The 26401-nt window shown below is 52.4% G+C and carries 25 protein-coding genes; 9 read left to right on the top strand and 16 right to left on the bottom strand.

Annotation, left to right across the window (positions count from 1 at the left end):
• Positions 1-51: 51 nt before the first annotated feature.
• The 9 genes from fhuF to GA565_RS10130 all read right to left on the bottom strand — a co-directional run bounded on the left by fhuF (position 52) and on the right by GA565_RS10130 (position 10399).
• The gene (gene fhuF / locus GA565_RS10085) at positions 52-807 is read right to left on the bottom strand and encodes a siderophore-iron reductase FhuF (RefSeq protein ID WP_152198345.1); all 756 of its coding nucleotides are present in this window, start codon (positions 805-807) and stop codon (positions 52-54) included.
• 139 nt (positions 808-946) lie between these two features.
• Complete coding sequence (locus tag GA565_RS10090; RefSeq protein WP_152198346.1) at positions 947-1852, bottom strand: dihydrodipicolinate synthase family protein; 906 nt, start codon at positions 1850-1852, stop codon at positions 947-949.
• Positions 1853-1987: 135 nt separating this feature from the next.
• A complete protein-coding gene (locus tag GA565_RS10095; RefSeq protein WP_152198347.1) occupies positions 1988-3589 on the bottom strand; it encodes a gamma-glutamyltransferase family protein in 1602 nt (533 codons plus the stop codon).
• A 39-nt stretch (positions 3590-3628) separates the two neighbouring features.
• A complete protein-coding gene (locus tag GA565_RS24945) occupies positions 3629-3730 on the bottom strand; it encodes a hypothetical protein (RefSeq protein ID WP_324187990.1) in 102 nt (33 codons plus the stop codon).
• A 354-nt stretch (positions 3731-4084) separates the two neighbouring features.
• A complete protein-coding gene (locus GA565_RS10110; RefSeq protein WP_152198348.1) occupies positions 4085-5590 on the bottom strand; it encodes an FGGY-family carbohydrate kinase in 1506 nt (501 codons plus the stop codon).
• Between the two features lie 37 nt (positions 5591-5627).
• The gene (locus GA565_RS10115) at positions 5628-6467 is read right to left on the bottom strand and encodes a class I fructose-bisphosphate aldolase (protein ID WP_055770809.1); all 840 of its coding nucleotides are present in this window, start codon (positions 6465-6467) and stop codon (positions 5628-5630) included.
• Entirely contained in the window at positions 6451-8220 is a 1770-nt protein-coding gene (locus tag GA565_RS10120; RefSeq protein WP_152198349.1) for a glycerol-3-phosphate dehydrogenase/oxidase, read from the bottom strand. The genes GA565_RS10115 and GA565_RS10120 overlap by 17 nt, the downstream gene beginning before the upstream one ends.
• A 255-nt stretch (positions 8221-8475) precedes the next feature.
• Positions 8476-8895 carry a TetR/AcrR family transcriptional regulator gene (locus GA565_RS10125; protein WP_226950938.1) on the bottom strand — a complete coding sequence of 140 codons (420 nt, stop codon included), beginning with the start codon at positions 8893-8895 and terminating at the stop codon, positions 8476-8478.
• Positions 8896-8962: 67 nt separating this feature from the next.
• Positions 8963-10399 (bottom strand): MFS transporter, encoded by a 1437-nt coding sequence (locus tag GA565_RS10130; protein ID WP_152198350.1) that lies wholly within the window; start codon positions 10397-10399, stop codon positions 8963-8965.
• Positions 10400-10543: 144 nt separating this feature from the next.
• Between GA565_RS10130 and GA565_RS10135 the strand changes: the two genes are divergently transcribed.
• Complete coding sequence (locus GA565_RS10135) at positions 10544-11464, top strand: LysR family transcriptional regulator (RefSeq protein ID WP_152198351.1); 921 nt, start codon at positions 10544-10546, stop codon at positions 11462-11464.
• A gap of 191 nt (positions 11465-11655) precedes the next feature.
• Positions 11656-12858: a pyridoxal phosphate-dependent aminotransferase gene (locus GA565_RS10140; protein WP_152198352.1), complete on the top strand. Its 1203-nt coding sequence runs from the start codon at positions 11656-11658 to the stop codon at positions 12856-12858.
• Between the two features lie 50 nt (positions 12859-12908).
• On the opposite strand, the gene GA565_RS10145 is transcribed toward GA565_RS10140, so the two are convergent.
• Together GA565_RS10145 and pxpB are read right to left on the bottom strand one after the other, a co-directional pair.
• Positions 12909-13877: a biotin-dependent carboxyltransferase family protein gene (locus tag GA565_RS10145; RefSeq protein WP_370518095.1), complete on the bottom strand. Its 969-nt coding sequence runs from the start codon at positions 13875-13877 to the stop codon at positions 12909-12911.
• Between the two features lie 5 nt (positions 13878-13882).
• Positions 13883-14560 carry a 5-oxoprolinase subunit PxpB gene (pxpB, locus tag GA565_RS10150; protein WP_226950939.1) on the bottom strand — a complete coding sequence of 226 codons (678 nt, stop codon included), beginning with the start codon at positions 14558-14560 and terminating at the stop codon, positions 13883-13885.
• Positions 14561-15612: 1052 nt separating this feature from the next.
• On the opposite strand from pxpB, the gene mgtA reads away from it, so the two are divergent.
• The 6 genes from mgtA (at position 15613) to GA565_RS10185 (ending at position 21344) form a co-directional block, all read left to right on the top strand.
• The gene (gene mgtA, locus GA565_RS10160) at positions 15613-18336 is read left to right on the top strand and encodes a magnesium-translocating P-type ATPase (protein ID WP_152198356.1); all 2724 of its coding nucleotides are present in this window, start codon (positions 15613-15615) and stop codon (positions 18334-18336) included.
• Positions 18337-18828: 492 nt separating this feature from the next.
• Positions 18829-19266 carry a PTS sugar transporter subunit IIA gene (locus tag GA565_RS10165; protein WP_152198357.1) on the top strand — a complete coding sequence of 146 codons (438 nt, stop codon included), beginning with the start codon at positions 18829-18831 and terminating at the stop codon, positions 19264-19266.
• A gap of 85 nt (positions 19267-19351) precedes the next feature.
• Positions 19352-19996 (top strand): HAD-IA family hydrolase, encoded by a 645-nt coding sequence (locus GA565_RS10170; RefSeq protein WP_152198358.1) that lies wholly within the window; start codon positions 19352-19354, stop codon positions 19994-19996.
• Between the two features lie 153 nt (positions 19997-20149).
• Positions 20150-20497 carry a DUF2493 domain-containing protein gene (locus GA565_RS10175; protein ID WP_152198359.1) on the top strand — a complete coding sequence of 116 codons (348 nt, stop codon included), beginning with the start codon at positions 20150-20152 and terminating at the stop codon, positions 20495-20497.
• 108 nt (positions 20498-20605) lie between these two features.
• Positions 20606-21007: a VOC family protein gene (locus GA565_RS10180; protein WP_152198360.1), complete on the top strand. Its 402-nt coding sequence runs from the start codon at positions 20606-20608 to the stop codon at positions 21005-21007.
• A gap of 91 nt (positions 21008-21098) precedes the next feature.
• Complete coding sequence (locus GA565_RS10185; RefSeq protein ID WP_152198361.1) at positions 21099-21344, top strand: hypothetical protein; 246 nt, start codon at positions 21099-21101, stop codon at positions 21342-21344.
• A 40-nt stretch (positions 21345-21384) separates the two neighbouring features.
• Here GA565_RS10185 and GA565_RS10190 read toward each other — a convergent pair whose 3' ends face one another.
• The gene (locus GA565_RS10190) at positions 21385-22296 is read right to left on the bottom strand and encodes an AraC family transcriptional regulator (RefSeq protein WP_152201415.1); all 912 of its coding nucleotides are present in this window, start codon (positions 22294-22296) and stop codon (positions 21385-21387) included.
• A 160-nt stretch (positions 22297-22456) separates the two neighbouring features.
• Between GA565_RS10190 and GA565_RS10195 the strand changes: the two genes are divergently transcribed.
• Positions 22457-23290, top strand: coding sequence for an oxidoreductase (locus tag GA565_RS10195; RefSeq protein ID WP_055770853.1), 834 nt, complete (start codon positions 22457-22459; stop codon positions 23288-23290).
• On the opposite strand, the gene GA565_RS10200 is transcribed toward GA565_RS10195, so the two are convergent.
• The 4 genes from GA565_RS10200 to GA565_RS10215 all read right to left on the bottom strand — a co-directional run bounded on the left by GA565_RS10200 (position 23287) and on the right by GA565_RS10215 (position 26302).
• Complete coding sequence (locus GA565_RS10200) at positions 23287-23919, bottom strand: HAD hydrolase-like protein (RefSeq protein ID WP_152198362.1); 633 nt, start codon at positions 23917-23919, stop codon at positions 23287-23289. The genes GA565_RS10195 and GA565_RS10200 overlap by 4 nt on opposite strands.
• Before the next feature lie 32 nt (positions 23920-23951).
• Positions 23952-24869, bottom strand: coding sequence for an aromatic amino acid DMT transporter YddG (gene yddG, locus GA565_RS10205; RefSeq protein ID WP_152198363.1), 918 nt, complete (start codon positions 24867-24869; stop codon positions 23952-23954).
• Between the two features lie 103 nt (positions 24870-24972).
• Positions 24973-25686, bottom strand: coding sequence for a GNAT family N-acetyltransferase (locus GA565_RS10210; protein ID WP_055770861.1), 714 nt, complete (start codon positions 25684-25686; stop codon positions 24973-24975).
• A gap of 127 nt (positions 25687-25813) precedes the next feature.
• Entirely contained in the window at positions 25814-26302 is a 489-nt protein-coding gene (locus GA565_RS10215; protein ID WP_152198364.1) for an Lrp/AsnC family transcriptional regulator, read from the bottom strand.
• Between the last annotated feature and the right edge of the window lie 99 nt (positions 26303-26401).

Genomic DNA, 26401 nt, shown 5'->3' on the forward strand with positions numbered 1-26401 from the left:
CTAAGTTAAGCCAAACAGAAGGTATCGGGCGATAAATTGCCTGCTAATCGCTTATGCAGTGGGGATTCGGCGGCGTTTTTCGGCTAGCAGCAGCGGGCAGGACGGGCACATGGCAATGTCCGGCAATTCGTGGCGCAGGCAGCACTGGCGGCGAAAAAGTGGGCTTTCAGGGTCGTGCGGATTTTCTGGGCGCAGTGGCTGAAACAGCGGATTTTTTCTTCCTGCCGAAAGTTCTCTTGCATCCAGTAACGCTTTGCCTTCGCTAATATCGGCCTTAACCAACTCAGCCTGCTGTATTCCCCAGCCCACGCGAACCGCCGCATTACCCCAGTAAATGCTGGGCTTTAGCCCCGAGAGGTCAGCCATCGCCTGACAAACGGGACGCAGGTGTTGTTCAATCATCTCTTCGAAACGCAGCAGTGGCGCCTCAACGCTCGGGGTAAACGCTGTTCCTTCACCCCGCAGATAAATCTGCGAGGGCAGGCCTTCCTGCTGCAGACTTAAAAACAGCTGCTCGGGACGGATAGGCAGTTGCCAGTTGTGGCTTAACGAAACGATCACCCAGGTTGGCAGCAAGTAGGCAAAATACCACTGCGACCACATTGAAATACGCGCACGGCGTTTGTCCGTGTGGCCCGCATCTTCGGCGTGAAATGTTAAATAGCGCTCAAGCAAACTGGCACAGCCCTGCTCGGTCGTCAGCAGGCTTAAGGGAAGGGCATCCGTTACGTCGGGAGACATAAACTTCAGCTGATCCGCAACCCAAGGCAGCGGGCCGCCACGAAAGCTATCGAAAAGTGTCTGCATAGTCAGGTTTAATAAAATCAGCCAATACGTTAAAGATAAATCATAGATACCGAAGAGTATCTAAATCCCAACAGAAATAATAATGATTTCTATTTGTATTGGCATTGGTGGCTATTTTGCGCTTAATAATCGTGCAAGACTAAAGCAGGTTCGCCTGCTGCAAGATGTGCCTTACCTGCGACTTTTTGTCATCGCTTAACGGCTGGGCAGGGCGTAAAGCGTTTACCTGCACCTCAACGCCAACCAGACTGATGGCATATTTTATGACGTTATAAAACGGCACGTCTACTGCGTACAGCGGCGGTAACCACGAAAGGCGCTGCTGCCATTCCACTGCTTTACTGAAATCTTTGTCACACCAGGCCTGATAGATGCCGCAGGTAATTTGCGGTGCAAAATTGGCGCTGGCAGGAATAGCTCCCGCACCGCCCAGAATCAGCGTACCAAAGAGGTATTCGTCATAGCCGGCGAATACTGCAAAATCCGCTCTCACCGGTAACACTGCCTGAATCGTCTCGCGGAGGTGATTAAGGCTGTCGACAGTGTCTTTGAGTCCTACGATGTTGTGATAATTTTCCGCCAACTTTTTGATAACCGCCACCGGGATAGACTGCCCTGTGAGCGCGGGGAAGTTATAAATCATTATCGGCAGGTCGAGGTTTTCGGCCAAATAGCTGTAGTGCAGATAAATGTTTTCATCCGACAGCGGGTTGTAATAGGGATTGACCACCACCACGCCGTCGGCACCGGCATTTTTGGCATGCTGGGCAAAGGCAAGCGTTGCCTCAGTGCCTGGATGCGCCGCGCCTATCAATACTGGTACGCGTTTGTTGACGTACGCGGTGCAAAACGTGGCAACTTCATGGCGTAGTGCCTCGGACATATGCGCAAATTCACCGGCGCTGCCCAGAAAAAATAGCCCATTGACGCCGCCAGCGATTGTGAAATCAATCAGGCGTTTCATCGCTTCTTTGTCGAGCCGTTCGTTGTGGTCAAAAAGGGTAGGAACCGGAGGGATCACGCCGTAAAATAGGGAAGCGGTCATTATTTTTCTCCATGCTTATTAATAAAAAAAGAAACATCCTTCATTTATAGAACGATGTTTCATTTTTATATATAGCGTGGGGGAAATTACAGCGCCTTAAGCGGGAAAGTTGAAGCGCTGTCACATCTTGAGGATTTACATCACCAGCGCCTGCCCGTCTTTACGCGACTCGCTGGCGGCCAGATAATGCCCCTCGGGGTGACGAACGATCACCTGTGCGCCGCCAAAGCTGTGGCCCTGCAGCGGGTCTTCAACCTGCAGGTCGTGGCCCATTGCTCGCAGCGCTGCCAGTGTGTTGGTATCCAGCGTCGATTCAATGGCGACCTTACGGCCTTCAATCACCCGCCAGCGCGGAGCATCGATAGCCGCCTGCGGATTTTGCCCATAAAGCATAATGCGAATCGCCAACTGCAAATGTCCCTGAGCCTGCATTGGGCCGCCCATCAGCCCAAATGACATCAGCGGCTTGCCATCGCCGTCGGTGGCAAAAGCTGGAATAATGGTGGTAAACGGGCGCTTGTTAGGCGCGACGCAGTTGGCATGCGCCGGGTTGAGCACAAAGCCGCAGCCGCGGTTCTGCATGCTAATACCGGTGCCGGGCACCACAATGCCAGACCCAAAGCCCATGTAGTTAGACTGAATAAACGACACCATCATGCCGCTGGCATCGGCGGTGGTGAGATATACCGTGCCGCCGGGCTTCGGTGAACCGTACGTGACATCGCTGGCACGCAGGGGATCAATCAGGCTGGCCCGCTGTTGCAAATATTCGTCGCTGAGCAGGTGCTCGGGGCTGAAATGCATGTGATCAACGTCGGCAATGTGCTGGTCGAGGTCGGCGAGAGCCAGTTTCATCGCCTCAATCGACAGGTGCAGCGTCTGTACCGAGTCGACCGGCTGAGAGCCGAAATCCAGTTTTTCTAATATACCCAACGCAATCAGTGTGGCGATACCCTGTCCGTTAGGCGGCAGTTCGTGCACGGTGCCCCCGGCGAAGGATTGGGTCATAGTCTCCACCCAGTCAACTTTATGATTTGCCAGATCGTCGAGGGTCATAGCACCGCCAAATTCGCGGCAGTGGGCAATGATTTTTTCTGCCAGCTCGCCACGATAAAAAGCCTCACCTTTGGTTTTGGCAATCAGCTCCAGCGTGTCGGCCAGCGCTGGATTACGGAAGATTTCGCCAATTTCGGGCGCTGCGCCATTGGGGATAAAACATTCGCTAAAGCCGGGTTGGTCGGCAAGCTTTTTGGCCGCTATTTTCCACAGGCGGTCGATCAGCGGTGAAACCGGGAAACCGTGACGCGCGTAGTCGATAGCCGGTTGAGCCAGCGTAGTCAGCGGCAGCGTGCCGAATTTTTTCGCCAGCTCGACCCAGGCCGACACGGCGCCGGGGACGCTAACCGAGTTCCAACCGTATGTCGGCACGGCGTCTTGGTCGGCGAAATATTCGGCAGTCCAGGCAGCGGGTGAGCGGCCAGAGGCATTCAGGGCGTGCATCTCCTTGCCGTCCCAAACGATAGCAAACGCATCACTGCCCACGCCGCAGCCGCTCGGTTCAACCACGGTCAGCGCCATCGCAGTGGCCACGGCGGCATCCACGGCGTTACCGCCGAGCATCAGCATGCGCATTCCTGCCTGAGCGGCCAGAGGCTGAGAGGCAGATACAGCATTGGCACCCATCATGCTTGGGCGCAGAGTAGGGTAAGCGACATTAAAATCGTAAGACTGAGACATCATGACTCCTGCAAAAGAGAACCTGTTTTATTGTGATATTCACGGCAAGGCGACGCAGCACGGCATCCACGGAGCAAGAATTGCTAGCAGATCAAACGCTATCACAATCTGTACAGCTATCACCGCGCTTTTGTTCGACAAAAATTTGCTAAGGGTCTAATCCAAGAGCAGCAACAGATTAAATAATGAACCGATGATGACGGAGATAAATGTCGAAACGTACCTGGCTACTCGCCAGAACATGCACCTTGCCGGTACGTCTTGTGATCGATGGCCGTGTTGTATAAATTAAATTTAAGAATCGGCACGTTGCCCGATAATGACTCATAAAAGAATGAGATGCAGATGAGAACGTTGAAGTTAGGTCATTCAGGTTTAGAGGTGTCAGCCGTCTTGATGATGCCGCCGCCGCAAGCAGTCTGGTTCTGACCGCAGAAGAAATACACACCCTTGAAGCGCCCTATATTCCGCACAATGTTGCTGAGCACGATTAGCTTAGGTTCGGTCAGCGTTTTCTTCTGCCTGCCAAATGTCGCTCATTACCGTCTCGAGTTTTTTAAATAGCCGATAGCGCGGTTCGTGAAACGCCAACAGTTCGGCTCTGGGCAGAAGCGGCTGCGGGCTGACGGTGACGACCTGTGCCACGCCTGTCGACAAATTCGACCAAATCCCCACGCCCACCCCAGCACAAATTGCGGCGCCTAGGGCACCGGTCTCTTTGCAGCGGGTTACGCGTATTGGAATGCCCAGTACGTCGGCAAACATCTGCGGCCAGATGCTGCTGCGCGCTGCGCCGCCGGAGAGTGTCGCCTGTTCAAACGCTATGCCCGCCGCGCGCAGCCTGTCGATGTGCGCGCGATGGGCAAAGATGACCCCTTCAAACAACGCATAGAGCATATCAGCGCGGGTGTGCCATCCGCCGAGACCATAGAAACCGGCCTTGGCAGGCCCTGCTTTGCGACTCGAGTAAAGATAAGGGTGATAGATAGGTAACTGATTATTGGGTGTTACGCTGGCGACAATGTCACTGCTGCGCGTGGCACCCTGTCCCGCTCGACCGTCGTCAAACTCGCGCAGGAACCAGTCAAGATTGGCCGCCGAGGTGGCGCTGGCTTCAATTGCCATATAGCGGTCGCATTCAATGACCGAATTCATAAAGACTGGCCGTAAATAGTCCGGTTTATCAACCACCACCTGATTAATGCTCCAGGTTCCCGCGACAATGGAGGCCTCGCCGGTGTTGACTACGCCAGAACCGACCGCGCTGGCAACGACGTCGAAAATGCCGGCAACTATCGGTGTTCCCACGGTCAGGCCGGTCAGCGCGGCGGCTTTTTGGGTCACCGTACCGACCACTTCACAGGATTCATGCAGCGGCGGCAGTAAAGGCAGGGCGTCGGCGATGTCATACAACGCCATCAGCTCGGAGTCATAATTTCTATGGGCGTAATAAAGCAGGCCAGCTCCGGCGGCGTCCGAATAGTCGCCAGAGATTTCACCGCTGAGAAAATGGACGATAACGTCTTTGGCAAACAGCACGTGTCCCAATTGGTGATAAAGGTCGAACCGGTGGCGTTTGAGCCAGCTTAAGAGGATTGGCGTGGCAGCGGGCCAGGGTTTTTGCAAGGAGCGCTGATAGATAGCATGGTCGCTGCCGTCAGTTTCCAGCTCGTGCACGCGGGCAGCGGCGCGATGATCGATAGACTGGATCCCCAGCAGCGGCCGACGCTGTTTGTCGAGCGCATAAAGTCCGTTACCGTGACCGGCGGCACCGACCGCAATCACCTGCAAGTTATGCTGCGCTGCCTGAGCGAGACAGTCGCGGATAGCGCGCGTTACGCCGTGGTAAATATCCTCAAGCGGCCGCTCGGCGAAACCCGGCTGCGGCTGGTGGGTTTCGCCTGCACATTCCGCGACAGACAGCACTCTGCCCTGCAGGTCAAACAGCACCGCTTTAATCATGGTATTACCCGCGTCGATCCCCAACAGGCATTGACTCATAGCGTGACTCCACGACAATAACGAGGGGGAAATTTCATCAGTAGCGCTGATAAATTTCCAGCGCGTCGGCGCCGCTCGCGCCCTGATGAATGATAGCCATCAGCGCCTTGACCACCTGTGAAGGATTGCTGTGCTGATACACGTTGCGGCCATAGACCATGCCCGACGCGCCCTGCGCCATGAGCGCGGCGGTTTTGTCCAGCACGGCAGAAAGTTCCCCTTTGCCGCCGCCGCGCACCAGCGTTGGGCAGCGTGCCGCCTCGACCACGAGATGAAAATCTTCGACGTTTTCGGTCGGGTCGGCCTTGATAATGTCGGCCCCTAATTCGCGCGCCAGTCTCACTAATGGCACAATTCTGCTGACGTCGCCGAGCGATCCATAGGCGGCACCCTGGCCGGCGGGGGCCATGACCAAGGGTTCAACCATCAGCGGCATGGCGTATTTTTCACAGGCGTGGCGCAGGCGACCAATGTTTTCGACACACTGGCGGAAAATGCCGGGTTCGTCGGGGATCATGTACAGGTTCACGACCACGGCGGCGGCATCCATTTGTAGGGCGGCGAGAATAGGCGCATCGGGATTGTGCAATACTGCCCACATTTCGCGGTGGCGCGCGGCGTTATAGGCATTACCTACGTCTGTGCGCATAACCAGTGCCGGTTTTTTCTGTGCCGCATACTGCAATAAATCTGCTTGCCCGTAGTTGACCTGAATGGCATCCGGCTGTGCGGCAATCAGGCTGGTCATCACGCTGCTGATGTCCTCCAACCCAATCAGAAAGTCTGGCTCGTTGGCAATGCCGTGGTCGATAGCGACATCCAGACACTTTCCGTTAGTAAATAAACGGTTAAGTCTGACCTTATTCGTTGCTGACATGAAGATGGCCCTCATTGAGATGCGTAGGGTAAAGCCCGGTCAGCCCGTGAAGGCTGGCAAGGCGTGAAAGCGTTGTTTGCAGATGTTGGGCGCTGCTCGCCGAGTCCCAGCCAAGTTCGGCAGCCAATAATTTACCCACTTCCGACACGCGCGCTTGGGTCAGTTGTCCGCCAATCGCCATCGGCGTTCGGCGCACCAGCAGGTCTTCGAGCGTTTGTACCTGCTCATGCTGAATGAGATAACGCAGCTCGTTGCGGCTGTACTCAGGGAAGTGTTCGAGCGGACTGTCAGCGTCAAGCGTCATAAACGCGGCAATGTCGGCGGCGGCTGTACCGTAACGGGTAAGTAGTTGACTGATGCGCGCATTCCCCAGGTCGGTCTGCTGGCTAATACGCTGTACCCAATCAGCCATTTTTTCGTCGGCGGGGTAATTTTTTCCGCCGCCGATAGCCAGATCTTCAGTGTACACTCGGCGTTTTTCGCCAAGCAGGTTTAACACTTTATCTGCCGCCTGCTCGCCAAATCGGCGAAACGTGGTCCACTTTCCGCCCACCAGACACAGGGTAGAATAGTCGCGACCGGCTTCTGGCGGCAGCAGAACCAAAGAGTGATTGCGCGAGATCCGACCGTTTAGCGTGCTGTCGCTGGCGGGCAGGGGGCGCACGCCGCTGAAGGTATACAGTACGTCGCTGTCGTTAATCGTAAACTCTGGAAAGATAAATTTCAGTGATTCGAGGATGTAGCGCTGCTCGTCGGCTTCACAAATCACGTCGTCAGGATTATCAATGCGGATATCGGTCGAGCCGACTAGCACGTTGCCAAACCACGGAAACATGATGCAAACCCGACCTTCCTGATTTTCGTAATAAACCATTTCACCGTTGAGGGCGGCCAGCAGCGGCGGATGGCGAACTATCAGGTGCGACCCTTTAGTACCGCCAATCAGTTTCTTAGCCGACCGACCCTGTACCAGCGTACTGTTCAGTCTGTCTATCCAGGCTCCGGTCGCGTTGACCACCACGTGCGGACGTAGCCTAAACTGCTGCCCGCTGAGTGTGTCCTGCAACGTGAGGGTCTCACCATCGCTGGCGATGAGTTTTACATAATTTAAACCCAGCGCTTGTGGATTAGCCTGCTCGGCGTCGTTAATCAGCTCAATTCCCAACCTCTCGGGCTGACTTATCCAGGCGTCATAATACGTGGCGCTGCATTTAACCCAATGGGCGAAGTCTGGCCAGCGCTGCTGCGTTGCGCGTTGGCTATTGAGTTGGTGGCGGGGCATTGAGCCGTGTTGACGGGTATAAAGGTCGTACATTGATAGGCCGGTCTTAATGATTAATGCGCCGCGACGGGAGGGACGTTCGCTGAGGCGCAAAAAGCGTTTACCCGCATTAATCAACCCGCCGCTCCAGCTGTCGATGGGCACCGTTGTGCGCAGGGGGTGAACATAGTGTGGTGCGTTTTTCAGTAGCCGGTCGCGCTCCTGAACCGACTCTTTGACGAGGGTAAACTCACCGGTTTCGAGGTAGCGCAGTCCGCCGTGGATCATCCGCGAGAGGGCACCGCTGGCGGCCTGGCACCAGTCTCCCTGTTCAATCATCACCACAGGAATGCCCTGCAGCGCCAGTTCGCGGAAGGTGCTGATGCCGTTGATGCCGCCGCCGACAATGACCACAGGCGTGGCCGTCAGTTGCTGCATTTTATCGATTTTCTCCGCGCGAAGTTCGCCGCAGTTCTCTACCTGACTGAACATGTTGACCTCCTTTTACTGCCGTTTTCGGCAACGTCAGACTCAGCGCGCTAATCCTTAACGAGGTAAAAATAAATGATAAATTCAAGAATCCAGTTCATTAAGAGGTATAGGAGAGGTGGGCGCCGAGGGGCAACAAAACTTTTGTAATACTTTCTGGAGTGTGATCCAGGTCAGTGGGGAACTGAGGATCTTTTAAACATCACGCTGCGCAAAGGGGCCGCGTGATGTTTTACGGGGTCGGACCTTATGACTGAATCAATCGATGCTGAGGATGGCGTGCGTGGCAATCATTGCCTGAGAAAGTGCGGTGCCGTCGCGCAGGGTAAGGCGCATTCCTTCAGAGAGATCCGCCACTTCGGCGCTAAGCTTCACCACCAGGCACTCCAGCGCTTCACACTGGTTTGAGGTAATGTCGTAAGAGTAGCGGTCGTGCCAGTTTTGCCAGTAGCACATTAGCCGGTCGCGCCCGCTGATGGCCAGGTTGGAAAATATCAGTTCGAGTTCAGAAACATAGTTGTGGAAGTAGTCCTCCAGCAGTGCCTGGCCGTATTGTTCTTTTGACTTGAAATAGTGATAGAACGACCCTTTGGGCACACCGGCAGTTTGCAGAAGCTCGTTGAGCCCTACGCTGGTGAAGCCCTTGGCCTCCAACATCCGAGCGATAATATCACTCACTAGACCAGTCGTCTAGTGAGTGTCGGCTGCAGCGTGCTGGCTAGTGCGCAAAAACTGGCGGATTCAGTTAGGCGCTTTCGCTGATCCTGGCCTTGCGCAGACGATTTATGCTGATAATGAAGGCAAAAATGGTTGCCGCCACCGCCACCCACAGGCTCGTGCTTACGCCCTGTGCTTCAGTTAGCGCATTTGAGATAAATACACCGCCTGAATGCATAGAGATTGAAAGAATAACGCCGACCAACGCCGCGCCAAGACATTGGCCGAGCGTGCGCATTATCGCCAAAACGCCCGACGCATAGCCGCTGTTCTCCCGTGAGACGTTGGACAGCATTTCGCGATTGTTGGGGCTTTGGAAACAGCCGAATCCTATCCCGCACAGCAAACTGCGCAAACCAATATCCCAGTAGGCCGGGTTGTCTGGCAGTACTGCCAGCAGCACCAGCCCGAGCGTAAAGAGGCCCAATCCCACGGTTGAGATTAATGCCGGTGAATAGCGATCTGAAAGCCTTCCCGCATAGGGCGCGGCCAGAATAATGCCTATCGGCCAAGGCGTAAAAAGCAGTGCTGAACCAAACGCACTGTAGCCATAAACGCTTTGGAACAGAAACGGCAGTGCCACGAAAGTGATCCCCTGACCGACAAACGAAGACAAAGAGGTTAACGCCGCCAGCGAAAACCGCGCCGACGCAAACATTCCAAGCGGCAGCAAAGGCTTTACGGCTCGACGCTGTTGCCAGACAAACGCCCAACCGGCCACCACGGCCGTTGCGCCATAAGCGGCTGCCGCCATCATTGCATCCTCGCTCTGAGTGTGTGAAAAGCTACTGGCGGCCATCACCAGCGCACCCAGCGCCACGGCAGATAACAGTGCACCGGCAAAATCGAAAGGCTCTTTAGTCTGTGGACGATTTGCCGGAATGGCGCGAAGTGCCAGTAATATAGCCATCGCACCCAGCGGAATATTAATGGCAAACAGCCATTGCCATCCCAGTACCGTTAATAGCGTGCCGCCAAAAATGGGCGCGACAGCGGTACAGGTGGCAATCAATAGCGCATTGATCCCCAATATTCGTCCCAGCAAACGGTTTGGGAAAGACTGACGAAGGACAGCCGGCGCAATGCTCAGCGTCGCTGCGCCGCCAATGCCCTGCAGCAGTCGCATTCCGATCAACATATCAAGCGAAGAGGAAAGGGCACAGCCAAGAGACGCCAGCGTGAACACGATAAGACCTAAAATAAACAGGGTACGAAAGCCAAATCGACTGGCTAACGCGGCAAAAATTGCCAACGTCATGGCAGCAGAGAGCAGGTAACCATTAGCCACCCATACTGCGTCAGATGCTGAAACGTTTAACGATTGAGCAATTCGCGGCAGGGCAATGTTGACGATAGAGCCGTCGAATACTGCCATGGTAGTGGTGGTCATTACGGCCGCCATGGCTAAAAGCCGCTGTTGACCGGGCAGTCCTTCATCCCCAGGTTGGTCGGAAAATAACACCATTGTAAAAAACCTCAGTTATTAATTACCCGATTGGCAATGCAATGACTATAGTCACCCTCGATATAGGGCGGAAGACGCAACGGTTGCATTTATAAGCTGCATCAAACGCCTTCCATGATTGTCTACCAAGGGATACGATGAGTGATGACTGAACCCGACCTTAACTTACTCATTGCGCTCGACGCGCTGCTGGCCGAAGCAAGCGTGGCCGGCGCGGCGCGGCGTTTACATCTTAGCGCTTCGGCGATGAGCCGCACGCTGGGCCGCCTGCGCAGTGTGACGGGCGATCCGCTGCTGGTGCGCGCAGGCCGGAATATGGTGATGACGCCCTATGCCGAAGCTATACGCGAGCGCACTCAGCGCGCTGTTTCAGAGGCACGGGCAGTGCTTCACCCTCAGTTGGTTGAGCTTGATTTATCGACGCTGCGCCAAACCTTTACCCTGCGTGCCAACGATGGTTTTGTACAGGCATTTGGCGCGGCGCTGATTGCGGCGGCGGCAAAAGAGGCTCCAGGAGTCTGTTTATGTTTTATGCCAAAGCCGGAGAAAAGTGCAAAATATCTGCGCGAAGGGCTGGTGAGTCTCGAAATAGGCGTGCTCGGGGAGATGGGGCCAGAAATACGGCTGCAGGCGCTATTTAGAGACCGATTTGTTGGCGTGGTCAGAAAAGGGCATCCGTTTGAAGATTACCCTACGGTGACCGCCGAACGGTATGTGGACTTTGCACACGTCGTGGCCTCACGGCGGGGAGAAAAAACCGGTCCGGTGGATCAAGGGCTGGCCGAACGGGGTCTGCAACGCAAGGTTGCCGCGATAGTCCCTAACTTCTCCGCGGCTATAGCGGTTGCTCGGGCGTCCGACCTGGTGGCGTTGGTGCCTGCCTCTTTTGTCAATATTCAACCTCAAGGTGAGGCACCTGCGCTTTACATTTTCGAGCTGCCGGTAAAAACCCACATCATCACTATTTCGCAAATGTGGCATCCGCGCTCAGAGGTTGACCCGGCCCACCGCTGGCTGCGGCAGTTGGTGTTGCGAGTGTGTCGTCAACGGGTGCCCAATGGCTGAGTAAACGCCTCATCTATCGGTTTGTGTTATACCCTCAAAACAAAGCGCTATTGGCTACCGCGTCCCGCTGTCATTACTCTAGGTCGGACACTTGGTCTTCCCTCAACCCTCACTGACTTTCGCCGCCGCCAGACTGGATGGCACGCCTTCATCGCGGCAGTCGGATGCTATGACTTTGGAATCCCAGCACCATGCCTGATATCGCCGATCGCTTGAAGAATGTTACTGTTTCTGCCTCCGTTGCTATGACACAAAAGGCGCGCGACCTTGCTGCGCAGGGCGTGAGCGTGGTTACGCTCTCAACCGGCGAGCCAGATTTCCCTACGCCGCCGCACGCGATTGAGGCTGCCTATGCCGCCGCGCTCGGCGGTGACACGCGTTATCCGCCGACTGACGGTACGCCAACGCTGCGCGCGGCCATTGCGCGTAAATTTAAGCGTGATAACAATCTTGACTACGACGTGTCGCAGATAATTACCGCCGGCGGAGCCAAGCAGATTATCTTTAACGCCATGATGGCGACCATTAATGCCGGGGATGAAGTGATAATCCCGACGCCTTCATGGATAAGCTATGCCGATATCGTCAAGTTTGCCGGGGGGACGCCTGTTCCTGTCGCCTGTCCGCAGGAGAACGGTTTTAAGCCTTACCCTACAGATTTAGAAGCGGCAATTACGCCTAAAACTAAATGGTTGTTATTGAATTATCCCAGTAATCCAACCGGTTCTGTGGCCACCCGCGCCGAGATTCAGGCTATCGCCGACGTCATGTTGCGCCATCCCAACGTGTGGATAATGACCGATGACATCTATGAGCATCTCATTTATGACGAGGTGACGTTTTACACGCTGGCAGAGGTGGAGCCGCGGCTGTTTGACCGCGTATTGACCGTTAACGGCGTGTCCAAGGCCTACTCCATGACCGGCTGGCGTCTCGGCTTTTGCGGCGGACCTACAGAGCTGATTAAAGCCATGAGTAATGTGAATACGCAAAACAGCGGCGGGGTGACGACCTTGACGCAAGCTGCCGCCGTGGCGGTGCTCGATGGCCCGCAAAGCCTGCTTAAAGAGCGTGCCGAGATTTATCGTCAGCGCCGTGATTACGTGCTTGAACGTCTTTCTACCCTTGAAGGCCTGAGTTGCCATAAGCCGCAGGGGGCTTTTTATCTGTTCGCCAATATTGCCGCCTTTATCGGCAAGACCACTGCCGGTGGCCGCAAGATTAACAACGATGCAGATTTTGTGATGGCATTGATTGAAGAAAAACACGTCGTGACTGTGCAGGGAGCGGCCTACGGCATGAGCCCTTACTTCCGTCTTTCTTACGCCACCAGCATGGAGATGCTCAAGGAAGGCTGCGACCGCATCGCCGCTTTTTGCGAAAGCATGGTATAAGCCTTATAGAAGAGAGAATGAAAAACGGGACCCTGGCGGGTCCCTTTTTATTAGCTCACCTGCAGTCTGGCAGACTGCACAGACAGGCGATTTAGCCAGAGCCTGATTTCATCACCCACGCGAATGGCTTCGTGAGCATCGCACTGAATGAGTTGAATCGACTCTCCGGCCTGAACCTGCCCCAGCCGCCATAAATCCTCTTCAATAATACCCGCTATTTTGGGATAGCCGCCGGCAGTGTTGGCATCACTCAGTTGCACTATCGGTTCTCCCGCCGGAGGGACTTGCACCACGCCGGGCACTAACCCATAGGAGCGCATCTCGAGGGTTTGCGAAGGTATTATCGGCTCACCGGACAGGCGATAGCCGGTGCGATTGCTGTGCACTGAGACTTTCCAGCACTGCGACCAGAAGCGTGCGTGGTCGGCCGAAAAAAGCGCGTACTCTCCGGCTGGAATAGCCCGCAGTTGCACCACGCCGTCGGCACGGCTGGGAAACAGCTCCGGCATGGCAATCTGCGGCGGCACAATCCCTACACCCTCAGCGCACAGCGGCGGTGCCTGAGTTTCCCCCAGTGGAAGGACGTCGCCCGTTTGCAGCGATCTTCCACAGTGTCCGCCAAAGCTGCCGCGCAGGGCGGTACTGCGCGAGCCCAGCACCAGTGGCACATCAATTCCTCCGGCGACGCACAGATAGCAGCGTGCGCCCTGGCGAGGGAAAGACAGTTCCAGCTCTTGTCCTTTTTTAACCGAACAGCCCCACCACGGCGGCAGTTCTGCGCCATCTAGCCGTGCGCGGCAGTCTGCACCCGTGATGGCAATGTTGGTATCACCTAAAAAACGCACCCGAAAGGGGAAGAGTTGAATTTCTATTGCGGCCGCGTTTTCATCGTTGCCCAATAAAATATTGCCGGCACGCAGCGCCAGCGGGTCCATCACGCCAGCAATCGACACGCCAAGATGGCGAAATTCTCTGCGACCCAAATCCTGTACGGTGTTTAGCGCACCCGTTTTAATCATCTCAATCACAGCTCAATCCTTGCGGGCACAAAACGAACCGTATCGCCCGGCGTCATTAATGCAGGAGGTTCTGCGGTCGGGTCAAAAACGTCAATCTCGGCGAAGCCGATGGCGTTCCAGCCGTTAGGACCGGTCAACGCTGAAACGCCGGTCTGTTCACCGCCGATGGTTACGGTACCCTTAAGCATATTAAGTGAGGGAATATTTTTCCTCGGCGTGGCGAGGGCGGGGTCAAGGCCGTGTAGATAGGCAAAACCCGGGGCGCTGCCGAGGGCAAAAACAGTGTAGGTTGCCTGATGATGGCGACGCACGACCTCGGTGGCCGAAAGCCCACTGTGATGACAAACGTCCTCAAGGTCGGTGGCATGTTTACCGCCGTAAATTACCGGAATTTCAATCAGTTTCCCGTCAGGCATCACGTCCTGCGCCTGCTGCCATTGATTTTGCAGCATCAGCAGGGTGGCGTCGTAGTCAATCGGCGTCTGGCGGAAAACCACCAGCAGATTGGTGACGCCTGGGATCAGCGATTCAACGTCTGTCCACTGCCGCAGTGAAGCCGCGAGGGACCATATTCGTCGTTGTGAAGGCAGGTCGAATTTGCCCGGCGCCTCAACCAGCCACGCCCGGCTGCCAATGGTTGAAACCTTTATCGCGTCCCGTGGACTTCTTTTTCCAGCAAGCATTTTTAATCCCATGTTTGGCCAGCTCAGCATATCGCGAGTATATAAGCGCGTTTTTTTACTGCATAAGAGGGAAACACTGTATGGCGATATGCTTTTTGTATGACCCTTGGCGGATTGCTGCCGCCGGGTTGTCTTCAATACACTAACGCGGAAATATTGAGAAACTATTATTCTGCTAAATTGCTATCTGAAACTTTATCCTAAATTCTATCTGAAATATAAATAAGAACATTTAATCTCACTTTACTTATTGACAATGTTATATGTCGTGGGTAAATTGCACGGGCCGGAAGTTGCGGCCTTTCTTAACTCAACATAAGAGCCTAATGGACACTGTATCGAGTAGCTTCCCGAATATCGCTTCTAAAGCGATTCGGAATATTAAATATGAAATTGACTGTGATCGTTTCATCGTTTTGGTGTGCTTCGCCGGAGCCTAACGCTCTTGTGTTACCTCACCTCAACCTGAATTATTACGGTCCAGAGGTGTGTTATGAACGTCAAATCTACTCTTTTCCCAATCGTCAAGATGTCAACGTTAACGTTGCGCGTTCGGCCGTCCCGAGACAGGGCGCAGGCTGAGTATAAAAAGTGCGATGATCTGACATTTTTGCGTAAAATCAGCCAATTAAATCATCGTGTAATCAACTGGCGCGTCAGTCCTGTCACCTTCCAGCTTGAACAACGTTGCTCCTTTTCCGACAGCGAAGACCCACAAAGTCGATGCTTCTCTGCCTGATTCAGTCTGCGGCCTGATATAAAGCCTGAATTCCTCTTATGGGATTAATTTAGCTTTAGCGAGCCGTACTGAATTTGCCATTATTTATGTCACGAGAATATTCCGTGTTTTTCAAAACGCCGATTTCGCCTGCACGTAAATAAAATAAATTAATTATCTCCCAGTCTATTTATTTATTAATAAATGGGCGGAAGTTTTGCACCACATATATTACAACACCGATTGCCTGAGCGATGAGAAATAGTTTTGGCTGCCAAAAATTTGGCATCTGCCGTTAACTTCATCTTCATTGCGTGGCGACAGGAGTACTATCATGACCGTACAAAAAAATAATGTTGTAGAGAAAAAACAACGCGATAACAAAAATCGTAAGTCCAACGGCCTTTCCATGCGTGCCGTCCAAGAGGCCAAGAACGGCGTTGCGGTAACGCTGCTCAACCTTAATACCACCAAAGAAGGACTGCTAAACGCCAGCGCAACCGACCGTCTGGAAAAGGATGGCTATAACGAAGTCGCACACGACCGGCCACCTCATGCACTTATCCAGTTAATCAAGGCTTTCAACAACCCGTTTATTTACATTTTGGGCATGCTGGCCTGCATCAGTTTTGTCACCGACTACTGGCTGCCCATCCACCACGGCGAGGACGGAGATCTGACCACGGTTATCATCATCGGCACCATGGTTAGCCTCAGTGGACTGGTTCGTTTTTGGCAGGAACACCGCTCGGCGAAGTCGGCGGAAGCGCTGAAAGCCATGGTACGTACCACCGCGACGGTACTGCGTCGCAAGCACCTTGGTGAAGTGGGCAAGCTGCGTGAAATACCGATGCGTGAACTGGTGGTGGGCGATATTGTTCAGTTGTATGCCGGCGATATGATCCCCGCCGACGTGCGGTTAATTGAATCTCGAGACTTGTTTATCAGCCAGGCGGTATTAACAGGCGAAGCACTGCCGGTCGAGAAATATGACACGCTGGGTGATGTGGCACAGAAGTCCGCCAGCGATGAGTCTGGCGAAAACGATAATCTGCTGGATATTCCCAATATCTGTTTTATGGGCACCAACGTGGTCAGCGGCACGGCATTAGCCGTGGTCGTCGCGACCGGCCCGCGCACCTACTTTGGCTCGCTGGCGAAAGCCATTGTCGGTACGCGGGTCCAAACGGCCTTCGACCGCGGCGTCAACAGCGTCAGTTGGCTGCTTATTCGGTTCATGCTGGTGATGGTGCCGGTGGTGTTTCTGATTAACGGCGTGATGAAAGGCGAATGGTGGGATGCGTTACTGTTTTCCCTGGCGGTTGCAGTAGGACTGACCCCGGAAATGCTGCCGATGATTGTCAGCGCTAACCTGGCAAAAGGCGCGGTAGCGATGGCCAAGCGCAAGGTGGTGGTTAAGCGTCTTAACGCTATTCAAAACCTGGGTGCGATGGACGTGCTGTGTACCGATAAAACCGGCACGCTGACGCAGGATAAAATTATCCTCGAGCATCATATTGATACGCTGGGACAGAAGAATGAGGCGGTGTTATCGCTGGCGTGGCTCAACAGTTATCACCAGAGCGGCATCAAAAACCTGATGGATCAGGCGGTTATTTATTTTTCTGAAAACGAACCAAAATTTGTTAAACCACAGGGTTTCAGCAAAGTTGACGAAATGCCTTTCGATTTTATCCGCCGTCGCTTGTCGATTGTGCTTAAGGATACGCGCGGCAATCACCTGTTGGTCTGTAAAGGTGCCGTGGAGGAGATGCTGAGCATTTCGACTCGGCTGGTAGAAAACGATCAGTGGGTCGAGCTGAGTGATGCACATCGCGAGGCGTTGCTGGACAGGGCCAATGATTACAACAAGCAAGGGTTCCGCGTGCTGGTGGTGGCGACGCGTGAGATCCACAAAAGTGAGGCTAAAAAACAATACTCCACCGGCGATGAGTCAGCGCTGATTATTCGCGGATTCCTGACCTTCTTGGATCCGCCGAAAGAAACGGCAGGTCCAGCCATTGCGGCCCTGCGCAGCATCGGCGTTGCCGTGAAAGTGCTCACAGGGGATAACGCCGTCGTTACCACCCGTATTTGCCGTCAGGTTGGACTCGAACCGGGTGAGCCGCTACTGGGGCCTCAGCTGGAACGTATCGATGACGCGGCGCTCAAGGTGTTGGTGGAAGAGCGCACGGTGTTTGCCAAACTGACGCCGCTGCAAAAATCCAGAGTGCTAAAGGCCCTGCAATCCAACGGCCACACCGTCGGATTTTTGGGCGACGGCATTAATGATGCACCGGCACTGCGCGACGCCGACGTCGGGATTTCAGTAGACAGCGGCACTGATATTGCCAAAGAGTCGGCAGATATTATTCTGCTTGAAAAGAGCCTGATGGTGCTGGAAGAGGGCGTGCTGAAAGGGCGCGAGACCTTCGGCAATATCATGAAGTACCTGAATATGACTGCCAGCTCCAACTTTGGCAACGTGTTCTCGGTCTTGGTCGCCAGTGCTTTCATTCCGTTCTTGCCGATGATGGCAATTCAGCTGCTGCTGCAAAATCTGATGTATGACATTTCACAGCTGGCGCTGCCTTGGGACACCATCGACAAGGAGTTTTTGGAAAAACCACGCAAGTGGGATGCCAGAAACATTGGACGCTTTATGGTGTGGATTGGGCCAACGTCGTCAATCTTTGATATGACCACTTTTGCCCTGATGTGGTACGTGTTCGGCGCAAATAGCGAACATATGCAGACGCTGTTCCAGTCTGGTTGGTTTATTGAAGGCTTGCTGTCGCAGACGCTGGTCGTGCACATGCTGCGCACACAAAAAATACCGTTTATTCAAAGTACCGCTTCATTGCCGGTGATGTTGATGACCGGGCTGATTATGGCCGTGGGTATATATGTGCCGTTTTCGCCTCTCGGACCGCTGGTCGGGCTTCAAGCGCTGCCTTGGGAGTATTTCCCGTGGTTGGCAGGCACATTATTTGCCTACTGCTGTGTCGCGCAGGGAATGAAAACGTTCTATATGCGTCGCTTCAAGCAGTGGCACTAAAGGGAATAACTCACCGTAGGGAAATCACCGTTTTTAACTAAACCATCAGGTGCCTAACTGTGCTTAATACCGCTTCACTTTCATTCACCCAGGTTTGTTGCCCGGGAAAGGGGAAGCGGCTTGCATAAACCGTCTGACATTCTAGCGACATGTTATAGCCAAGGGTGCGGAATAACGTGGTTCTGTTGCAAACTCTAGGGGGAGTATAATTTATCTATGGCGGTTAATGCTTGCGGTAGAAATATAAAAACGCCGCTTTGTTAAATTTTATTACCCTGTGTTTTTAAAAAAATTAACTTCAGCGAGTGGGGCACCAAGTGCACTATATTTGTAAGTCAATCTTGATCACAAAATTCACTTGCTCTTGTTGGTTGCCCTATAAAACCCGATTAAATAAATTGGTATGATTTTATTTCAGGCGTAATATTAAGCGCATATAGCAGGAAATGAAGATTTAAAACCGTTGTAAACGGTGGGAACTTCGGAGGATATATGAAAGTAGCTACAGTGATTGCCTCTAACGGTTTAATTGCTAAGGAGTTATTATACGTTGCAAATAATACAGTCGGCCATGCAAGTAATGTATCAGCAATAGACTTTGATTATGGTGAAAGTCTGGAGGAACTTGTTGCTCGTTACAGAGCTGTACTTCATAACCTTAATGTTCAGAATGGTGTTCTTTTTTTAATTGCCGGTGAATACAGTTGTCATTTGTATGTTGCCGGTCAGTTTGTTATTGAGAATAAAAATAGTGCGATTGTTACCGGCGTTAATCTGCCGATGTTAGTTTCATTATTACTTACAGATAAACAGGAAACAGATCCCCACATATTGGCAAAGAAAGCGCAACAATATGGAAAGGCTGGGATTTACTCCGTTGATAAAAATAACTTAGGAGGAGTTGAATCAGTGGGGGGTATATTTTGGTAAGAGGGTAAGTTACTTCGTAAAACAACTAAACAACTAAACAACTAAACAACTAAACAACTAAACAATTTTTTATTTTGAGGTAATTATGCCTGAAGTTAAATGTAAAGCAGTACTTTTTGATCTTGATGGCACCTTAGTTGATTCATGTTCATCTATAGAAAACTTCTGGTCTAGGTGGGCGATAAAAAACCATATAGATGTTAATTATGTTCTTTCGGTGATACACGGTAGAAATATTGAGGAAGCCCTGAAACTGATTTCCCCCTATTTTCATAATGAAGACTGTATTGAGGAAATTAAAGTCCTTGCCATAGAAGAGTTAAGTCATGTCAGTCCCGTTGCTGGCGCAGTGGATTTTATGAAGAAAATACCCGTAAAACGTATTGCTATCGTGACTTCGGGTGCCTGGAAAGTTGCCATTGCCAGTATCCGCGGTGCCGGTCTGTCCGTACCCGACTTGGTTATCACCTCTGAAGATGTTTGGAATGATAAACCCGACCCAGAACCCTATCTGAAAGCCACGCAACTATTAGATGTGCAACCTGATGATTGCCTGGTTTTTGAGGATGCAGATTGCGGAATACAATCTGCCATTGCTGCTGGAATGCGAGTTATTGCTGTCGGGTCATTCAGTCATCGTCTGAAAAATCGTCAAGATGGCATGCAGCTTGATAATTACAAAAATATTCTGGTTGATATCGAGGGTGATTTAATTACTTTGAGCTGGTGATGTCTCATATAAACAAATAAATACTGAAATTTGCAAGGCTCCGGTATTTATTTGCTCAGCTTATGATGTTTGGCGATTGATTAAAAAACTCAAAACGGATTAAAAGCAGCAGGATAGACAACAGGCTAAGGCGAAGTATTAAGGTGAACGACGATGAGAGTATTAATTTGTGCGGGTCGGTTTTATGCCGACACCAATACGCTGACGCAGGTCTTGGATTTATATCACCAATCCCATCCAATAAAGGTGTTAATTCACGGCGGCCATCAACTGTTGGGGGCCAGCATTGAAGGCTGGGCGCGTGACGCCGACGTTCACGTCGTGCGATATCCTGCTAACTGGGCAATGCACGGACGACACGCCGAAATTCGCCGCAATCTTTTTATGCTTGACGACTGTAGGCCCGATATCATTTTGGCGCTTACCGGCGGAGATGACACGGCAGAGTGCATTAAAATGGCTAAGCGCGTGGGGGTAAAAGTCATTGAGGTTAATTTATAAAAGCCGCCAGGCAAGTCGGAATTTATCGCGAAATTGAAGGCTTGATGGGATTAATGCGCTAGATTTAAGATCACATTAATTCCCACATCGCAACGACAAAGGACTGTTATGACCCCTTTTCATTTACGTATCGCCAGGCCTGTTGCTGATTTGCAACGAAGTTATGAAATGTATCATCGTGGACTCGGCCTGGAGAAAATTGGGGAATTCAAAGACCATCAATCATTTAGCGGGATCATGATGGGGCATTCGAATTTCGCGTGGCATCTTGAATTCACCGTTTGCCACTCGCACCCCGTAAAACCGCAGCCGTCGGCCGAAGACTTGTTAGTGCTGTATTTGCCAGACGGCGAGGAGTGGCAAAGGATTTGCGATAACGCGGCGGCTGTCGGATTCACCTGTGTGGCTTCTTTTAATCCCTACTGGGATGTGTCCGGCAAGACCTTCATTGATCATGATGGCTACCGCGTGGTTTTACAAAATAGGGCCTGGGTGCGAGACGTTTTGTGATAAACGCGACGGTTATTTTTGCCGTGAGACGCTAGTTTGATCCTCACGGCCGAGGATGAGTAAGGGATAAAAACGCAATAAAGGAGCCCTTATGAGTAAACAGCAAAACCGCGAAGAAATAGTCAAATGGCTTCGCAATATGGATAGCTTAAAACGCTGGTTTTGTATCATCGGCGTTGTGCTCGCGTTCTGCGCTTTGGTGAACTATTTTCATGCTGAATCTGGCTCTCCCGGACTCATCTTACAGCTGCTTCTGGCCGCTGGCTGTATGGGGTATTGCCTGTTTCTGTCGTATAAAATCACTCAAATAGAGTCTGACCTGCACCAGCATCAATAGCTGGATGCCCAACGTCATATCCCTGTCTCATTCTCTTTATCTAATGCGAAGAGACAAACTCCGAGCCAGCGTGAAGCGGCGGCACGGCGAAATTTTCTCGCATGCGGCGGGTTTCTTCAGCCGGCGGCAGTCCAAATAGGCGTTTAAACTCGCGGTTGAACTGCGAGGCGCTTTCATAGCCAACGGTCTGACTGGCAACTGCTGCCGTTATTCCCTCTCTCACCATCAGCAATCGCGCCTGATGCAAACGCGTCGACTTCACGTACTGCATGGGCGATGTCTGCGTTATCGCTTTGAAATAACTGTGAAAAGTCGGCACACTCATCCCCGCTTCACCCGCCAGTTGGTTGAGATTCAGCGCATCCGCATAGGTAGCGTGGATACGGCGCAGCGCCTTGCCAATTTTACCGAACTGACCGTGCATCATTAATGCCGATCGCATAGCGTGACCCTGAGCACCGGTTAGAACACGAAAGTACAGCTCACGCAGCAACGCTGGCCCGAGTATCGCAGCATCAAGCGGCTTGTTCATGGCTTCTAAAAAGTGAAGCACCGAGGCTTTAATCTCGGCGTCCATCGGGCTGGAAATCATGCTTTCGGGCGGCGAGACGCTGGCAGATTCGCCCATTCGGTCTATTTGTATCAATAATTCTGCCGCCAGTTGAAAATCCAGGTGCAAATAGATGGCCAGTAAAGGCTGTTCCGGCGAGGCATCGGTTTCCATGACGAAGGGGACCGGTACCGATACGGCCAGATAGTGCTGCTGGTCATACACATAAGTTTGATTACCAAAATACCCCCGCTTACATCCCTGACAAACAATGATAATGCCCGGGTCATAAAGCACTGGCGTGCGTGCAAGAGGGCGGTCTGAGCGTAAAAAACGCACGCTCGGCAAAGACGTCAGATTATATCCTTCTTTTGGCGCGAGGGTGCTCAGCAGCGAAACCATGCGCCGTTGGTCTGCGTCCCAATCATTGGCAGACGTTACAGGATTGTTCATTTGAATGCCGCCTCATAGGAATAGGCAATAAAAAGAGAGTTATCGGCCTAAAAATTCACCGGTTTAGAGAATAGTATGCCTATGTCTCTTAACAAGCAGGAGTTTTTTTATGTCCACATCAAAAATTATTTTCATCACCGGCGTCAGCAGCGGATTTGGTCGCGCCTTGGCTCAGGAAGCATTGAACGACGGGCATCGCGTGGTGGGCACTGTACGCAGTGAATCGGCAAAAAAGGAATTTGAATCACTCGACTCAACGCGCGCCTTTGCCCGTATTCTAGATGTGACCAATTTTGCCGCCATCGACAATATTGTTGCCGACGTGGAGGCCAGCGTTGGCCCCGTTGATGTGCTGGTTAACAACGCAGGGTATGGTCATGAAGGTGTGATGGAGGAATCGGCGCTGGAAGAAATGAAGCGCCAGTTCGACGTCAACGTGTTTGGCGCGGTGGCGATGATTAAAGCGCTGCTGCCGTTTATGCGCCAACGTCGTCGCGGGCATATTCTCAATATCACCTCGATGGGCGGCTTTATTACCATGCCGGGCATTGCCTATTACTGCGGCAGTAAGTTCGCGCTGGAAGGCATCTCTGAGGTTCTGGTTAAAGAACTTAAGCCGTTCAATATTGCCGTGACCGCGGTTGCTCCAGGATCGTTTCGTACCGATTGGGCAGGTCGTTCGATGGTGCGCACGCCAAGAACATTGGCCGATTATGACCCTTTATTTGACCCTATTCGTCAGGCTCGTGAAGAAAAAAACGGCAAGCAGCTTGGGGACCCTGTAAAAGCGGCACGGGCAATGCTGTCGGTAATTGCCAGCGATGCGCCTCCTGCCCACTTGCTGCTGGGAAGCGATGCGCTAGGGCTGGTTCGTGGAAAGTTACAGGCCTATGCGGCTGAAATTGACGCATGGGAGCACCTGACCCGTTCAACCGACGGTTAGGACGTCTTCCTCAGCTTCTGCAGGTCGCGAGGATGACTGAAACAGACCTGCGGGTGCGTGGTCTGTAACGTTTCGATGCGCGTATAGCCCCACGCGACGGCTCCGAAGGCAATATTGGCCTCTTCGGCGGCTTTAGCATCGCGCGTTTCATCACCAATATAAATAGCTTCACTTGAGGCTATTTTAAGACTCTTGATGATTCTGCTGATTTTCTTCGCTTTACCAAATATTGAGGCGCCGCAGTCAATACGCTCAAAGTCTTTACAAATCTGCGCGCCGAGTACTGTACGTACCACGGCCTCTGAGTTTGAGCTGGTCAATGCCAGCCGCAGTCCATCTTCACGCAGGGCAGTCAGGCTCTCGATAATGCCGGCGAACGGTTGAATAGACGCGGCGTTATTGTTCATCGCATTCCTAAAGTCCAATGTCACCCGAGGCAGCTTCCATAGCGGCAAATTAATGCTGCGAAGGATTTGCTGGGTGCTCATACTCCTCAGGGCATTGACCTCATCATTAGCGAATTGTTTTAAACCATTGCGCTCGGCGATAGCGGGATAATTTTCTGCAAAAACCGGAAAAGTATCGGCGAGGGTGCCATCAAAGTCGAAAATGACCAGCCTGTAGCTCATCGAATGCGTGCCTATTTTAGGGTTTTCATCGTTTACGCGTTGTCCACGTGGGTCGCCAACGGGGGGGGAGTATTACCCCGCGTCGAGCGCCAACAAATTAGCGAGCCAATACTCACCATTGCCGCACCTTGCCAAAAGGAAGTGGCCAGCGGGGCATTGAGGATTATTGCCGCCAGAGCGGAAGAAAAAATGGGAATGAAGTAGGACGCTGTGGCAAGTATCGCGACGTTACCGTGCAAAATCCCTATATTCCAGGCGGCATAACCACAGCCTAGCGCCCCCGCCGCCAGCACGAGACTGACCAGCGTATGGGCGCTAAAATTCATCGGCACCGAAGCCCCAAAGGCATACTTAAGCCATAAAGTGAGGGCGGTCAGAATAAAAAACAGCGTGATACCGTTTTTACCCTCGGCTTTTTTACGGGTCAAAATGCAGTAAAAAGACCAGATAAAAGCACCGGCGAACGCGAGACCGTAGCTGAGTGGATTGGTTTTTACATTTGCCCAGATTGACGTCACGGAAAGCCCGTTATCGCCACTCAGCACCCAACACAGGCCGATAAATGAGAGCAACATCCCCGGGATAATATACAGGCTGGCTTTTTGTTGCTTAAACAGTACGGACATTAAAATCGTCATACTTGGCCACAGATAATTAACCATGCCGACTTCAATGGCCTGACTGCGGGTGAGGGCAAAGCCGAGTGAAAGCGCCAGACAGATTTCATAGCTGACAAACAACAGGCTGCCGAGGTAAAGATAGGCGCGGGGGAATTTCCGGATATCGGGAAATCCCACGGTAAACACCAGCAGCACGGATGCCAGGCTGTAAATCATCGCCGCGCCGCCAACCGGGCCTAATCCCTCGGAAACGCCGCGGATCAGGCCTGCAACGGCGCTAAAGAACACGATGGCCATCAAACCTACCAGTGTGGCTTTCTTTCCAGACATTTTAAAAATCGCAGCCTCAGAGAACGTGACCCCATACCTTAGCACTATCCTTAGCACTGTGTGAAATCGGCGTCACCGCTCAATTGAAGGATTTTCCTTACTGCTACCTGCGTTCTTCACGCAGGGCTGCCAAACTCTTTTGCTGGACGCCTTGTTGAAGATTATTCGGTGCGAGCCACGCCTCAAACGCGTCTTTCACCAGGGGCCATTCGCTGTCGATAATTGAAAACCATGCGGTATCGCGAGTTCTTCCCTTATAAACGCCGGCCTGCCGAAACTGACCTTCAAAAGTGAAGCCTAAGCGCTGTGCGGCGCGACGAGAAGGGGCGTTCAAACTGTCACATTTCCACTCATAGCGGCGATAACCTAAGGTTTCAAAAGCATATTTCATCAGCAAGTAGTGCGCCTCAGTCGCCTGCACGGTGCGCTGGAGAAGGGGAGAAAATACGACAAACCCCACTTCAATGGCGCCGTTTGGCGCATCAATGCGCATCAGAGAAATCGTGCCCTCTGCCTGGTTGCTGTCGAGATTTATCACCGCGTAATGCATCGGGTCGGGGCTGCTGGCGGCAGTTTGTAGATAAGCGCCGTAGTCGGCTTCGTTGTTAAAGGGACCACAGCTCAGGTAGGTCCAACCGCGTTGGTCATCCGCCGTGCTCCAGGCTTGCCAGAGGTCGGCGGCGTGCTGGTCGACATTTAAAGGTTCCAGGCGGCAGAACCTGCCCTCCATGACAATGCGTTCAGGCAGCGGACGTGGCTGCCAGTCGGATATCGGCAAACCCACGGGCTGGTTAAAACTGTTTAGCGTATTGGACATACTAACCTCTCGAGAACGTTGGAATTTATAAAGACTGTATGACTCAAGTGGCTTTATTTAAAGAGCCAGATTTATACAGTTTCAGTAGACCACTATCTCGGCAAGAGGCATTTATCAGCCACACTGGCTACTCCCGCAGGTGCTGCGTCGGCAGGGCGGTGGTGTATTTCACTTGGCTTAGGGCAAAACTTGATCGAATGCTGGCCACCCCGTCAATTTGCGTGAGGCAGTCCATCATCAGTGCCTGATATTTTTGCAAGTTTTCAACCACGACCCGCAGCATGAAATCGGATTCCCCGGTCATCAGATAACACTCCATCACCTCTGGGCGCTCACTGACCGAATCGGTAAAGCGTTTCAGTGAATCTTTGTCCTGCTGCTTGAGAGAAACATGCACAAAAACGTTGACCGCCAGCCCTAAAGCCAAGGGGTCAACCAACATGGCCGATCCGCGAATAATACCTTTATCGCGCATGTCCGCCACCCGTCGCCAGCACGGAGAAACCGAAAGACCGACAATTTCTGCCAGCTCGGCGTTGCTGATGTCGGCGTTTTGCTGCAATACGTCAAGAATACGCAGACTGGTTTCATCTAATATTATTTTATCTAGAGACATAAATAATCTTAAATCATCAATTATGAGGAAAATTTACCCTTAAAATAGCACCAGAGGGAAAAATGAGAACAGTTTTTTTTCGCGCCGTTTAATAAAATA

It is taken from the genome of Rouxiella sp. S1S-2, from assembly GCF_009208105.1.
Taxonomy (GTDB): domain Bacteria; phylum Pseudomonadota; class Gammaproteobacteria; order Enterobacterales; family Enterobacteriaceae; genus Rouxiella.

Bases quoted from the DNA above. Each gene is read 5' to 3' on its own strand.
- fhuF (WP_152198345.1), bottom strand. From the start codon at position 807: ATGCAGACACTTTTCGATAGCTTTCGTGGCGGCCCGCTGCCTTGGGTT.
- GA565_RS10090 (WP_152198346.1), bottom strand. From the start codon at position 1,852: ATGACCGCTTCCCTATTTTACGGCGTGATCCCTCCGGTTCCTACCCTT.
- GA565_RS10095 (WP_152198347.1), bottom strand. From the start codon at position 3,589: ATGTCTCAGTCTTACGATTTTAATGTCGCTTACCCTACTCTGCGCCCA.
- GA565_RS10110 (WP_152198348.1), bottom strand. From the start codon at position 5,590: ATGAGTCAATGCCTGTTGGGGATCGACGCGGGTAATACCATGATTAAA.
- GA565_RS10115 (WP_055770809.1), bottom strand. From the start codon at position 6,467: ATGTCAGCAACGAATAAGGTCAGACTTAACCGTTTATTTACTAACGGA.
- GA565_RS10120 (WP_152198349.1), bottom strand. From the start codon at position 8,220: ATGTTCAGTCAGGTAGAGAACTGCGGCGAACTTCGCGCGGAGAAAATC.
- GA565_RS10130 (WP_152198350.1), bottom strand. From the start codon at position 10,399: ATGGTGTTATTTTCCGACCAACCTGGGGATGAAGGACTGCCCGGTCAA.
- GA565_RS10135 (WP_152198351.1), top strand. From the start codon at position 10,544: ATGACTGAACCCGACCTTAACTTACTCATTGCGCTCGACGCGCTGCTG.
- GA565_RS10140 (WP_152198352.1), top strand. From the start codon at position 11,656: ATGCCTGATATCGCCGATCGCTTGAAGAATGTTACTGTTTCTGCCTCC.
- GA565_RS10145 (WP_370518095.1), bottom strand. From the start codon at position 13,877: ATGATTAAAACGGGTGCGCTAAACACCGTACAGGATTTGGGTCGCAGA.
- pxpB (WP_226950939.1), bottom strand. From the start codon at position 14,560: ATGCTTGCTGGAAAAAGAAGTCCACGGGACGCGATAAAGGTTTCAACC.
- mgtA (WP_152198356.1), top strand. From the start codon at position 15,613: ATGACCGTACAAAAAAATAATGTTGTAGAGAAAAAACAACGCGATAAC.
- GA565_RS10165 (WP_152198357.1), top strand. From the start codon at position 18,829: ATGAAAGTAGCTACAGTGATTGCCTCTAACGGTTTAATTGCTAAGGAG.
- GA565_RS10170 (WP_152198358.1), top strand. From the start codon at position 19,352: ATGCCTGAAGTTAAATGTAAAGCAGTACTTTTTGATCTTGATGGCACC.
- GA565_RS10175 (WP_152198359.1), top strand. From the start codon at position 20,150: ATGAGAGTATTAATTTGTGCGGGTCGGTTTTATGCCGACACCAATACG.
- GA565_RS10180 (WP_152198360.1), top strand. From the start codon at position 20,606: ATGACCCCTTTTCATTTACGTATCGCCAGGCCTGTTGCTGATTTGCAA.
- GA565_RS10185 (WP_152198361.1), top strand. From the start codon at position 21,099: ATGAGTAAACAGCAAAACCGCGAAGAAATAGTCAAATGGCTTCGCAAT.
- GA565_RS10190 (WP_152201415.1), bottom strand. From the start codon at position 22,296: ATGGTTTCGCTGCTGAGCACCCTCGCGCCAAAAGAAGGATATAATCTG.
- GA565_RS10195 (WP_055770853.1), top strand. From the start codon at position 22,457: ATGTCCACATCAAAAATTATTTTCATCACCGGCGTCAGCAGCGGATTT.
- GA565_RS10200 (WP_152198362.1), bottom strand. From the start codon at position 23,919: ATGAGCTACAGGCTGGTCATTTTCGACTTTGATGGCACCCTCGCCGAT.
- yddG (WP_152198363.1), bottom strand. From the start codon at position 24,869: ATGTCTGGAAAGAAAGCCACACTGGTAGGTTTGATGGCCATCGTGTTC.
- GA565_RS10210 (WP_055770861.1), bottom strand. From the start codon at position 25,686: ATGTCCAATACGCTAAACAGTTTTAACCAGCCCGTGGGTTTGCCGATA.
- GA565_RS10215 (WP_152198364.1), bottom strand. From the start codon at position 26,302: ATGTCTCTAGATAAAATAATATTAGATGAAACCAGTCTGCGTATTCTT.